Below are 13,935 nucleotides of genomic sequence, written 5' to 3'. Positions count from 1 at the left end.
TAATGAGGAAATATATTTGCATAATAATCTCTTTGCTATTTACCATCCCTATATGGGCCCGGGATTACAATATAGTAACTCAGGGAAAGGCCGTAGTCGATGGTAAAACGCTGAATACAAAAGTTATTCAGCAAGCAATAGACCTGCTTAGCAAAAAAGGAGGCGGAAGGATTATTTTTCCGAAAGGTATCTATCTCACTGGCTGTTTGCAATTAAAATCGGGCATTGAGTTGCATATCGAAAAAGATGCAGTTTTACTGGGAAGTACAAATCCTGATGATTATTACCCATTAAATAAAGCTGATAATATTACAGAAAAAAGTGATAATTCAAAGCTGGCTTTAATTCTTGGACACAAGGTAAAAAACATAGCTTTCAGTGGTGAAGGTACAATAGATGGTCAGGGACTGGCTTTAGCTTTGAATATAGATAGTTTACATAATGCCGGAGTGCGCATAGATCCAAATTATAATGTTCGAAGAATGCGTCCTAATGAAACTGCCCGTCCAAAACTGTTTTTTCTTTCAGAGTGCGAGAATATATCAGTTACAGGATTGCATCTTATGAACAGTGCTTGTTGGGGTGTTACGTTTGATCTTTGTTCCGGTTTATCAATAGATCAGGTTTCAATGACAAACAGAGCATATTGGAATAATGATGGCTTTGATATAACAGATTGTCGTAGAGTAAAGATTACTCGTTGCAATGTGAATTCTGCTGACGATGGTATTTGCTTAAAATCCTACCATCCTAATGCCTGTAACGATAGCATCTATATTGCCGATTGTGAGGTACGTAGCAGTGCAAGCGCAATTAAGTTTGGAACAGCTTCGTGGGGAGGCTTTAAGAACATTACTATTGATAACATTCGTGTATACGATACCTTTCGTTCGGCTATTGCTATTGAGTCTGTCGACGGAGGTGATATTGAAAATGTTAATGTGAGCCGGATTACGGCGAAGAATACAGGTAATGCAATCTTTATCCGTTTGGGACATCGGGCAAGCGAACGTGTAGGAACAGTAAAGAATATATCTATAAAAGATATCAATGTGGAAATTCCGTTTGGCAGACCGGATATCAACTATGATCTGCGGGGACCGGAAGTAGATATCTTCCACAATCCATTTCCTTCGTCTATTGTGGGTATACCTGGGCATTACATAGAAGGAGTGCATCTTGAAAATATTGAAATAACCTGTCCGGGAAGGGCAACTAAAGGAATGGCTTATATACCGTTGAATCGTTTGAACCAGGTTCCCGAACAGATAGATAAATATCCGGAGTTCAGTATGTTTGGTGAGCTACCTTCTTGGGGATTCTATATTCGTCATGCAAAGGATATTACATTGAAGAATGTGAGATTGAAGTTGGCTGAACCTGATTATCGTCCGGCAATTATTATGGACGATGTGAAAGGCGAATCACTTGAACAAGTATTTTTTCCATTAGATAAAAAAGAACAAATTATAAAAGTTAACAACTAATACATAGAAGATGATGAGACTAAAGTTTTTAGTAGCCCTTTTCGGAATAGGGCTTATGACATCCTGCCATACTAGCAAATCAGATTTTGATATTCGTGATTATGGAGCGAAAGGAGACAGCATAACGGATAATGCAGAAGCAATACAAGAAGCTATTGATGATTGTAATAAATCCGGGGGAGGCCGTGTGATTATTCCGGGTGACGGAGTATATATGACTGGTCCGATTACCGTAGCGTCTTATGTAGATCTGCATCTGGAAGCAAATGCTAAGTTATTGGCTAATCCGGACGAAAAAGTTTATAATAAGAGTGCTTTTCGCGATAATAAAGGCGAAGGTATGATGTGGATTAGCGGCACTAATATTGTGCAATTCTCTATTAGTGGAAAAGGTAAAATAGATGGTAATGGTGTTGCCTTTATGGGTAAGGAACTGGAAGATTCTTATGAATTGAAACCAGTACACGAATTCGATCCTCGTCCGCATGTACTTACTTTAATTAATGGCAAAGATATACGCATCAAGGATGTTACTATTGGTAATTCGGCTTATTGGACTGTACACCTTGTAGGTTGTAACGATGTTGTTGTTGATGGAGTAAACATTTTGAATAACCTGAAAATCCGTAATGGAGATGGCATTGATGTAGATCACTCAAAGAATGTGCGCATTAGTAACTGTTTTATTGAATCGGGTGATGACTGTATATGTCTCAAGAATCGTCGTGAATACCAGGAGCTGGGACCATGCGAGAATGTTTTAGTAACCAATTGTACAATGACTTCGCGTTCATGCGCTATTAAAATAGGTTCTGAAAATATGGATCGTATCAGTCATGTAGTAGTAAATAACTGTATTATCAGAGATAGTAATCGTGGTATTGGTATTCAGAATCGCGATGAAGGTACAGTGGAAAATGTTATTTTCTCTAATATAGAGGTAGATTGTAAACTCTTCTCAAATGTGTGGTGGGGAAAATCTGAAGCAATTTATGTAACTGCCTATACTCGTAAAGCAGGAGATCACAAAGATGCAGGATGGCGTTTTCCTAAAGGAATGGCCGACTATGAGGTAGGAGCTGTTACTGATATTAGTTTCAACAATATAAAGTGCGAGAGTGAAAATGGTGTATTCCTTGGCGCAGAAGCAAAAGATAAGATTCAGAATATCTATTTTGACCAGGTAGATTTGATGATTTGCAAGCGTACCAACTACGAAGGTGGCATTTATGACAAGCGTCCATGTAAAGGCGATGAATTTGTGAAGGGAAAAACATACGGATTCTATCTTGATAATGCATCAAATGTAAATATCCGCAATTCAACAGTTCGTTGGGGAGACACCCGTCCGTCTTATTTTGCCGACACAATGTTTAGTCAGAATATAGATGGTTTGCAAACTGTTAATCTGAAGTAATTTTTTTCTTATGAAAAGGTGTTTGTTTGTAGTTATGTTTGTGGTATGCCTCTGTCCCAATCTTTTGGGCAGAGGCTGCCCTCTATCTGGAGAGGCAATAAAAATAGCAGTATTATCGGATGTTCATTTGCAGGATACATCTTATGTTCGTTCCATGGATGCCCAACTACATTCCACTCGTCTGTTTAATGAAAACTATTTTGCCTTTATCTCTGCGCTAGACGATATTGCGAAGCGGGATGTTCATTATGTTCTTTTGCCAGGTGACCAGACTGACGATGGACAATTGATAAATGTACGTAAGGTTCGTGAAATACTCGATTCTTACTCTGTCCGCTACAATATGCACTTTTTTATGATGACCGGCAATCATGATCCGGCACGCCCTTTCTCTAATAGCGACCTAGGACAAATGAAAAAGCTGGGTTATAAGGAAATACATAACGAATGGGCTTCCTTTGGATTTTCTCCACAAAAAGAGTATCTGTTTTGGGCAACCCCGTTCAGCACATATACTTATGAAAACTATACCTATGATGAGGCTGCTAAACAGGCAGACTGGAGCAAGCGGACTTATACTATTGAAAATAAAAAGCCGGCAATTCAAGATGGGAGCTATCTGGTAGAACCAGTAAAAGGATTGTGGATATTGGCAATTGATGCTTCTGTATACTATCCGCAGACAACTGAAGGTGATAGCATTCTCACTTTTGAAGGAGCCAGATCAGTTTATAATGAGAGATTTAAAGCCAAACCTTATCTCTTGCCCTGGATAACTAAAGTGGCTGCTCAGGCTAAAAAGTATGGAAAAAGGCTGGTGACTTTCAGCCATTTCCCTATGGCCGATTATAATGATGGAATAGCCAAGTATATTCCGGATATTGCTGCACCGGGCAAGTTCGATGTGTATCGCTTTCCCGATCCCGCTATGGCAAAACTCCTGGCCGATGCCGGAATCACTCTTCATCTGGGTGGACACATGCACATGAATGATGAACAAGTATCTGTTTCAAAGAAAGGAAATCGTCTTTTAAATATTCAGGTTCCTTCTACTGCCGGTTATGTGCCTGGATATAAAATTCTTAAGCTGACTAAAGGAAAAGTTGAGGCTGAGACTATTTCTTTAGATACTGTAAAAGGATTTAATAGCTTTTTCTCTCGTTATAAGGCAGAGCATGATTCTTTGCAGCGAGCAGGCAAACAACCTTTATGGGACGAATCAATTCTAAACTCAAAGAACTATCGTCAATTCTGCGAAGCTCATTTAAGAGAGCTCACTCGCCTGCGTTATCTCCCCAACGATTTTAAACCGGTGGCTAAGGAACGTTTTGCTTTAATGAAAGCTTCAGAACTATTTGCTTATGCTAATGTAAAAAGCACTCCTAAATCTGCTGATTGGACAGGCTTCGATATGATGGTAGATTTCTATAAACTCCGTTTTGGTGGTAAACTGGCTCTGAAGGATATAGATTCAGGCAGACTGAAACAGTATAAGGAGATCTCCTTTAAAGTAGTTCAGAAAAAGTCTTCAACGGATTTCGATAAGTTTATGGTTAGTTTCTGTCGTATCTTTCTGGCACAAATGGAAGATGGGAAATGATATAACAATATACACTTCCTTATAAAATTAACAAACAGCACTTTATCTATTATAGTATAAATCAAACTATTTAACTCATCCGAGTCGAAAACTATATAATATAGGTATATATAATATAGTTTTCTCGTCATTCTTCCTTTTTATTGATTATATATTGAGATTGTCCTGTACAAAAGAATTAATTCTTCTGTACAGAACAATCTTTTCTTTTGTACAAAAGAATTCAATCTTTTGTACAAGATAATATTGATTATTCTAGATAAGTTAAAATTGTATTATGAATTGATAAATAATGCACGGATTTATTTTTTGGAAATATATACATTTGCAACTGTGTAAAAATGAAAAGCTGTTATTCCTTAAATTTTAAATAGTATGAAACATATCTTGTCTCTCTTCCTATTGCTTTTTTCTTTTATAGGATATTCCTCTGCTCAAAACAAATCTTCTTTCATTCATGTAGAAAAAGGTCGTTTTATGCTTAACGGTTCACCTTATTATTATATCGGTACTAATTTCTGGTATGGAGCAATCCTTGGTTCTGAAGGTGAAGGTGGAAATCGTGCACGATTGAATAAGGAACTCGATTATTTAAAATCAATAGGTATTAATAATCTTAGAGTATTGGTTGGAGCTGATGGCGAGAATGGTATCAGATCTAAAGTAGAACCAACCCTGCAAAAGTCTCCCGGAGTATATAATGATACTATATTAGCCGGACTGGATTATTTATTATATCAAATGGGAAAACGAAAAATGTATGCCGTTCTTTATTTGAATAATTCATGGGAGTGGACCGGCGGATACTCACAATATCTTCAATGGGCAGGATATGGCAAGGCTCCTGTTCCGGCTATTGACGGATGGCCTGCATATATGGCTTTTGTGAAACAGTTTCCAAAGTCCGACTCTGCAAAAAAACTATTCCATAATTATGTAAATGATATCATTGGCAGAACCAACCGTTATACAAAGAAAAAATATGTAGACGATCCATACATCATGTCCTGGCAGATAGGAAATGAGCCACGCGCTTTTGCTGATGAAAATAAAGAACCCTTTGCACTTTGGATTGCCGACGTGGCAGCCCAGATAAAAAGTCTGGATAAAAACCACATGGTATCTACCGGAAGCGAAGGAAAGCATGGATGCGAACAGGATATTAACCTTTTTGAAAGAATTCATGCCGATAAGAATGTAGATTATATGAACATACACCTATGGCCTTATAACTGGAACTGGGTGACTAAAGACAGTCTTTCCGAGAAACTTCAGTCGGCTAAGGGAAAAACAAAGAAATATATATTCGAACATCTGGCAGTAGCTAAAAAACACCACAAACCTTTGGTGATGGAAGAATTTGGATTTCCACGCGATGGCTTTAAGTTCTCCAAAGAAAGTACAACCAACTCTCGTGATTCATTTTATAAATACGTATTCGAGCTGATTATTGCAGATAAGAAAGCCGGAGGTCCTTTTGCCGGATGTAATTTCTGGGGATGGGGAGGCTTCGCCAATCCTTCAAAGGAACATATTTACTGGCAAAAAGGAGACGATTACTGTGGCGATCCGGCTCAGGAAGAACAAGGACTGAACTCTGTTTTTGCATCAGATAAATCGACAGTGAAAATAATTAAAGAGTCAGTCCTGAAATTTAAATAACCAATAATTTGTAAATCTGATAAATAATGAAAAAGTATTTTCTTTTATTCTCTCTTTTCTGTTTCTCTTGTCTAAGTTCTGTGAAAGCACAGAAGTATGAGGAACTGGCAAAGACTCCTCCTATGGGATGGAATAGCTGGAATAAATTTGCCTGCGATATCAATGAAGAGATTATTCGTGGTGTTGCCGACAAAATGGTAGAATCCGGATTGCGCGATGCAGGATATGTTTATTTAAACCTGGACGATTGCTGGCATGGCAAACGTGATAGTCTGGGATTTATCACTGCCGATCCGGTGAAATTCCCTTCCGGAATAAAGGATTTAGCTGATTATATTCATTCAAAAGGATTAAAAATAGGTATATATTCAGATGCAGGCAGACAAACTTGCGGTGGTCGTCCGGGAAGTCTTGGTCACGAGTATCAGGATGCACTTACTTATGCAAAATGGGGAATAGATTATTTGAAATATGACTGGTGCAATACCGAAGATGTTAATCCAATCGGTGCTTATAACCTGATGAGGGATGCTCTTCGTGCTGCCGGACGTCCTATCTTGTTCAGCATGTGCGAATGGGGAAATAGTAAACCCTGGACATGGGCAAAAGATACTGGTCACATGTGGCGTACCACTGGTGATATTTTTAATTGCTTTGATTGTGTTGACGAACATCCGGGATGGAAAGCTTTTGGTGTACTGCAGATTCTGGATATGCAGGAAGGACTTCGTAAATATGCCGGTCCCGGACATTGGAACGATCCGGATATGCTGGAAGTTGGTAACGGACAAAAAGTAAATCAGGATCGTGCGCATTTCTCTATGTGGTGCATGCTTGCAGCACCGCTGATTTTAGGTAATGACATTCGTAATATGTCCGACGAAACAAAAGCAATCATCATGAATAAAGATGTTATAGCTATTGATCAGGATACTCTTGGCGTTCAAGGTTTGAAGGTTGCTTCACAGGATGGACTTGAAGTTTGGTTTAAACCACTTGCTGGAGGCGACTGGGCATTCTGCTTGCTCAATCGTTCCAATGTAGATAAGGAATATGAAATCAATTGGCAGAAATTTAATTTTGATGATGAAGTTTCTAAACGTTCCACTAATTTTTATAATACCACCTATGTAATAAAGAATTTGTGGACAAAAAAAATTGAAGGAAGTACCAAAAAAGATAAAAAAGTATCAGTTCCGGCTCAGGATGTACTATTATACAGATTATCCATTGCAAAATAAAGAATATCATGTTTTTAAATAATATAAGGAAAGGTTTGGTTTGTTTGTTTTTGGTTAGTCTCTCAATCTCTTTATCTGCTCAGTCAGATAAAGAGTTAGGAGGCTTATCTTACAAGGTTAAGCAAACAAACGATTGGGTATTTTATTCACCTCAGAATCCAGAAATACAGATTATTGTGAAGAATACCAGAAACGATGCAGCAAAAGCTACACTAAATCTGCAAGTAACTACGGATGATTTCAAACCAGTACATCGGTTTGCACAATCTCTCTCTCTCAGTAAAGGTGATTCTATAGAGGCCGATTTCTCTTTTTCTGTTCCTGCACCAGGTTTTTACCGCTGTACAGTAACTCAGGAAGTTGATGGAGTTGTTAATGAAGTTAAGAAGTTCAATATTGGTTATGAACCGGAATATATTGTCTCTTTACCCGATAATAAACCCGATTTGCGTAAATTCTGGGATGAAAGTCTGGCTGAGCTGGCTAAGGTTGCACCTGAATATAAACTAACTCTGATCCCCGATTCTTCAACTAATCTGCGTAAATTATATAAGGTTAGTATGAAATCTTTCGGAGGTGTGGAAATCTCCGGATATTATTGTACTCCGGTTAAAAAAGGAAAATATCCGGCAATCATTAGTTATATGGGCTATGGTTCCAAACCTTGGTCTCCAAAGCCTAACGATAATCCAGGGTTTGTAGAATTTGTATTATCAGTTCGCGGACAGGGATTGCAGCAACCAACCAATATTTACGGAGACTGGATTACTTATGGCATGCAGTCAAAAGAAGATTATTACTATCGTGGTGCTTTTATGGATTTGGTCCGTGCAATAGACTTTGTTGCTTCACGTCCCGAAGTAAATACAAAAAATATCTTTGCAGAAGGGGGGAGTCAGGGTGGCGCTTTCACAATGGCAGCTTGTGCGCTCGATCATCGTATTTCAGCAGCAGCTCCGTTTATTCCTTTTCTTTCAGATTATCCCGATTATTTTAAGATTGTTCATTGGCCGGGTGATGCGGTTAAAGCAGCTTTGGCAAAACAGTCATCAATAAGTGAAACCCAGCTGTATGATATGCTATCTTATTTTGATATAAAGAATCTGGCAGGTTGGATTAAGTGCCCTATAATAATGGCTTCAGGCTTGCAGGATGAAGTTTGTCCCCCTCATACAAATTTCTCTGGTTATAATCGTATCAGTACTGAAAAAGAATACATTATTAATCCCACCTATGGGCATGATGTACCTCCTTCTTGGTGGAATATTCGTATGGAATTCTTTAAAAAGCATATGAAATAATTAAGGATTGATAGCATTATTATTATAAAGTTCTTATAAATTCATGAAATGAAACATATATATACCTTATTGAAAACAAAATATATCCTTGTCGCTCTCGTGAATACTATATTTTTGTATCAGATCCTAGGTAAGAATGTTATCATGTAATGAAACTTTATACTTTATCTATATGATAAAAAAATGCTAAAGTTGAAATTATTTTGAAGAAACATCAAAAAATAAGCGAATAGATAAAATAGTATTATTTTAAGATAAAATTGCATTTGTAGTGAATTTGCTTAATAAATACTTTTGTATTCATATATTATAAATCTAATTATCAGTTATGAAAAACATCATGTTGTTTTTAATGGCACTTGTAATGAGTTGTCATGTCATGGCGCAGCAAAACCGAATTACCGGTACAGTTACCGATAAAAAGGACGGTTTAGGGATGCCTGGCGTAAATGTTCTAGTGAAAGGAACCACTAGTGGGACCATAACAGACATGAATGGAAATTTCTCCTTGAATTTTTCCGGAAAAGATGCTGTTCTGGTTGTTTCTTGTGTAGGCTACAAATCTGTAGAGCTACGTGTAAAAGGTGATCAAAAATCAGTCAACGTAGTTATAGAAGAGAATTCTGAATTACTTGACGAGGTGGTTGTAGTTGGTTATGGTGTTCAGAAAAAGAAACTGGTAACCGGTGCTACAGTTCAGGTAAGTGGAAACGACTTGCAGAAGTTAAGTACAACTAGTGCTTTGACTGCTTTACAAAGTCAAACTCCAGGTGTGAACATTACTCAGAGTTCTGGTCAGCCGGGTGACGGATTTAAAGTAACCGTTCGTGGTTTGGGTACTATTGGTTCTTCATCTCCTCTATATGTAATAGATGGTGTAGCTGGTGGTAGTATTGATAACTTAAATCCTTCTGATATTGAATCTATTGACGTACTAAAAGATGCTGCTTCAGCAGCAATTTATGGTGCACGTGCTGCAAACGGTGTAATCCTTGTAACAACAAAACAAGGTAAATCTGGTAAGGTTACCGTTTCATACGATGGTTATTATGGTTCTCAGTATGCATACAAAATGCCGGACTTATTAACAGCTAAGGAATATATGGCTGTTCAGGATATGATTAACTTCAATGAAGGCAATCCAGGTAATAACTGGTCGGCTTTACTTCCTTCTGCTTTGAAACAATCTATCGAAGATGGAACATGGAATGGTACAAACTGGATGAAAGAATCCTATAACAAGGCTGCTCCTGTTCAGAATCATGCAATTAACCTTACTGGTGGTGGCGAGGCTTCTAAGTTCTCATTAGGTTTCTCTTATGCTTCTCAGGAAGGTATCTTTGGAAAACCTGTTGAATCTAATTATGGACGTTATACTGCCCGTGTTAATTCAGATCATGTTCTTTTAAAGGTTAGAGACTTTGATGCAATTAAAATTGGTGAAACATTGAACTATTCCTATAGTACAAAATCAGGTGTTTCTACTGGTAATATTTATTGGAACTCTATCCATAGTTTATTGACAGCTAATCCATTAATGCCTTTATATGATGAAAATGGCGATTATTATGATTACTATGCAAAACAAAGAAACGGATGGAATTATGATGCAAGTGCAGCTAACCCTATAGCTAACACTGCTCTTTCAAGCCAGGGCTTAAATCTTTCAAAGAGCCACAACTTGCAAGCTAGTGCTTATGTTCAAATACAGCCAATTAAGAATTTAATTTTCAAATCTCAATTTGGATATAAGATGAGTGCTAATACTTATCGTTCATACGATAGAATTAAAAAATTAAGTTCTACAAATGAAACTACAACAGAAACTGTAAGTCAAAATGCTGGTTTAGGTGCTTCATGGACATTAGATAATACATTGGCATATAAGTTTACTCTAAACGAACATACTTTTGATATGATGGTTGGTCAGTCTGCTGAAAGATGGGGATTGGGTGATAATGTTAGTGCTTCTGGAAAGAATACATTATTCCTGGGTTCCTGGAAAAATGCATATGTAGATAATACTAAACCTACTGCGTTAGATCAGATTACTGCAGGTAGTAGTCCTTGGGGTGAAGGTACTTTGGCTTCTTTCTTTGGTCGTGTTAATTATGACTACAAAGAAAAGTACATGGCTTCATTTACATTGCGTGCCGATGGTTCTTCAAACTTTGCTAAAGGTCATCAATGGGGATATTTCCCATCTGTATCTGCTGGTTGGGTTGTAAGTAGCGAACCATTTATGGAATCAACTAAAAATTGGATGGATTTCTTGAAAGTTCGTGGTAGCTGGGGACAGAATGGTAACTGTAACATTTCTGGATATCAATACTTAACCACTTTCGCTTTTGATGTAACCAATGGTTATTACTTTGGTAAAGATAAATCTTCTCAAACAACAGGTGGTTATGCTAACATCCTTAAGAATCCTGATGTAACCTGGGAAACTTCAGAACAGCTTGACTTAGGTTTTGATGCTCGTTTCCTTGACACTCGTTTGGGTGTAGCTTTCGACTGGTATAAGAAAACTACTAAAGACTGGTTGGTTGTAGCTCCTATTCTTTCTACCTACGGTTTAAATGCTCCATATATTAATGGTGGTGATGTTGAAAACCAAGGTTTTGAATTGGCTCTTAACTGGAATGATAAAATTGGTAAAGATTTTAAATATGGAGTTAATCTGAATATTTCTAAAAATAAAAATAAGGTAACCCGTATCGCAAACTCTGAAGGAATTATCCATGGTGATGCAAACGTATTAAGTCAGGGTACTGATGAAATGTATCGTGCTCAGGTAGGTATGCCTATTGGATACTTCTATGGATATAAAACTGAAGGTATTTTCCAGAATTATGATCAGATAGCTGAATATAAAGCTGCAGGAAAAGGTGTCTTAGCTGGAGCGCAACCTGGTGATGTTATTTTCACTGATTATCATAAAGATGGTGTTATTGATGATAATGACAGAACAATGATTGGTGATCCTCATCCTGATTATACTTTAGGTTTAGGTCTTAATCTTAGCTATAAAGGTTTTGATTTGAACATTGCTGCTTCCGGCTCTTTTGGTCAGCAAATTGCTAAATCATATCGTTCATTTGCTGATACAAAGACTCAAAACTTCACAACGGATATTTTCGGAGCTTGGACGGGTGAAGGTACATCTAATAAATTACCTCGTTTAACTTCTGGTTCCCATACTAACTGGCAGAAGATTTCTGATATATATATTGAAGATGGTGATTATTTGAAGATCCAAAACGTAACAATTGGTTATGATTTCAAAAAGCTTTTCACTAAATTACCACTTCAACAAGCTCGTTTGTTCTTTACAGCTCAAAATCTTTATACCTTTACTGGTTACTCAGGAATGGATCCGGAAATTGGTTATGGATACGATAAATCATGGGTATCAGGTATCGATTTAGGATTCTATCCTAGTCCTAGAACATTCCTGGTTGGTGTTAATCTTAAATTTTAATAGATAATAGCATGAAAAAAATATTATATTTAGCAGTAGCGGCTCTCTTGTTTGCTAGTTGTAATGACTTCCTGGCAACAGAGGATCTGACACATAAAAATTCAGGAAATTTTCCTGTGAATGAAACAGATGCTACCCAAATGATTACAGCAATATATGCAACCATGAATATTGCTGTTCAAAAGGGTGTAAATAAGACTTATTTTTATATAGCACAAGTGGCGTCTGATGATTGTTATGGTGGTGGTGGTGAAAATGATAAAGATGCTCAGGCATCAGACCACCTTCTGTACTATGGTGAATCACTTTTTGCTGACTTCTGGTCTGCACGTTATCAAGGTATCAACCGTGCAAACATGGCTTTGGCAAACCTGGATAATGTAGCTGATGAGAAAATCAGAAACCAAAAGAAGGGTGAAGCTCTTTTCTTACGTGCATATTTCTATTTTGAACTAACACAAATGTTCGAAAATGTACCTTTGATTTCTGCTGCTCCAGAAAACGTAGGACAAGCTCAGATTGCTCCAACTCAAATGCCTGCTGATACTATTTACGCACACATTGCTTCAGACCTGAAACAAGCTGTTGAAATTATGCCGGATTCTAAATGGAATCAAGTTACTTCAGGTACAGCAACACGTTGGGCTGCCGAAGCATTACTAGCTCGTGTTTATTTGTTCTATACTGGGTTTTATCAGAAAGATGCTCTTCCATTAACTGACGGTAGTAAATTGACAAAAGACTTTGTGGTTACTGGCTTGAATGATTGTATTGCTAATTCCGGACATAGTCTTGCTCCTGATTTTCGTAGTTTGTGGCCTTACACAAATTCTGTTTCAAAGAAGAATTCTAAATATCAGAAAGATGCTCCAACATGGTTAAAAGATGGTGAGAATCCCGAACAGGTTTTTGCTCTTAAGTTCTCTTATTTATCTTCATGGGTAGGCGATAAATTAGGTTTCTCTAACCAATATGCGCTATATTTCGGTATTCGTGACCAAAGTACTGACTATGGATTAGATGGTACTTACCCTATTGGTCAGGGATGGGGACAAGGCCCTGTAGCTGCCAATTTATGGAATGACTGGAAAACTGAAGAACCAAATGATACTATCCGTCGTAAAGGTTCCATTTATCAGGTAAAAGATAATTTCCAATATGGTCGTGACGCTCAGATGGAAGAAACTGGTTTGTGGCAATCTAAAATTGTAGCAACTCGTGCTATTGTAGGTAGTACTGTTTTACCAAGTTTCTGTTCTGCAAAAGATTATTATGGTGATGATAAAACTAGTGATTTCCAGGTTTCTCATGCACAGGATTTAAATTTGATCCGTTTTGCTGATGTATTATTGATGCATTCAGAATTGACAGGTACTGCTGATGGTATGAATAAGGTTCGTGCTCGTGTTGGACTTGATCCAGTTGCTTATTCTTTAGATGCTTTGAAAAAGGAACGTCGTCACGAATTAGCTTTCGAAGGTCTTCGTTGGGGTGATATGCGTCGTTGGCGTGAGGCTGAAACTGATTTAGCAAAACAAGTTGGTCAGGAGATCTGGAATAAAGGTCAGAAAACTACTATGAAAGATCAAGGCGCCGGATATGTGGCTCGCTACAAGGCAACAAGAGGATTCTTCCCTATTCCAAAAACAGAAATTGATTTGTCTGGCGGAGCATTGAAACAAAATGCAGGCTGGGATGAATCGGCTAACTTCTCAAGCTGGAATAACTAATATAAATTATTAAATA

Annotated in this window: 8 protein-coding genes; all 8 read left to right on the top strand. The window is 37.6% G+C overall.

Translation table 11 applies throughout. The features are described from left to right. Nucleotides 1-2 precede the first annotated feature (2 nt). The 8 genes from BUC21_RS04120 to BUC21_RS04085 all read left to right on the top strand — a co-directional run bounded on the left by BUC21_RS04120 (nt 3) and on the right by BUC21_RS04085 (nt 13,919). The gene (locus BUC21_RS04120; RefSeq protein WP_073399479.1) at nt 3-1,487 is read left to right on the top strand and encodes a glycoside hydrolase family 28 protein; all 1,485 of its coding nucleotides are present in this window, start codon (nt 3-5) and stop codon (nt 1,485-1,487) included. Between the two features lie 13 nt (nt 1,488-1,500). Further along, the gene (locus BUC21_RS04115) at nt 1,501-2,904 is read left to right on the top strand and encodes a glycoside hydrolase family 28 protein (protein WP_073399476.1); all 1,404 of its coding nucleotides are present in this window, start codon (nt 1,501-1,503) and stop codon (nt 2,902-2,904) included. Between the two features lie 10 nt (nt 2,905-2,914). After that, entirely contained in the window at nt 2,915-4,504 is a 1,590-nt protein-coding gene (locus BUC21_RS04110) for a metallophosphoesterase family protein (RefSeq protein WP_083547587.1), read from the top strand. 375 nt (nt 4,505-4,879) lie between these two features. Further along, the gene (locus tag BUC21_RS04105; protein ID WP_139261261.1) at nt 4,880-6,166 is read left to right on the top strand and encodes a glycoside hydrolase 5 family protein; all 1,287 of its coding nucleotides are present in this window, start codon (nt 4,880-4,882) and stop codon (nt 6,164-6,166) included. Between the two features lie 26 nt (nt 6,167-6,192). Then, nucleotides 6,193-7,407 (top strand): glycoside hydrolase family 27 protein, encoded by a 1,215-nt coding sequence (locus BUC21_RS04100; RefSeq protein ID WP_073399471.1) that lies wholly within the window; start codon nt 6,193-6,195, stop codon nt 7,405-7,407. Between the two features lie 8 nt (nt 7,408-7,415). After that, nucleotides 7,416-8,708: an acetylxylan esterase gene (locus tag BUC21_RS04095; RefSeq protein WP_073399469.1), complete on the top strand. Its 1,293-nt coding sequence runs from the start codon at nt 7,416-7,418 to the stop codon at nt 8,706-8,708. A gap of 328 nt (nt 8,709-9,036) precedes the next feature. Then, the gene (locus BUC21_RS04090; RefSeq protein ID WP_073399467.1) at nt 9,037-12,189 is read left to right on the top strand and encodes a SusC/RagA family TonB-linked outer membrane protein; all 3,153 of its coding nucleotides are present in this window, start codon (nt 9,037-9,039) and stop codon (nt 12,187-12,189) included. 11 nt (nt 12,190-12,200) lie between these two features. Beyond that, nucleotides 12,201-13,919 (top strand): RagB/SusD family nutrient uptake outer membrane protein, encoded by a 1,719-nt coding sequence (locus BUC21_RS04085; RefSeq protein ID WP_073399465.1) that lies wholly within the window; start codon nt 12,201-12,203, stop codon nt 13,917-13,919. Nucleotides 13,920-13,935: the final 16 nt, after the last annotated feature.

Source organism: Bacteroides luti, assembly GCF_900128905.1.
GTDB lineage: Bacteria > Bacteroidota > Bacteroidia > Bacteroidales > Bacteroidaceae > Bacteroides > Bacteroides luti.
This window is presented reverse-complemented; position numbering and strand designations above follow the sequence as displayed.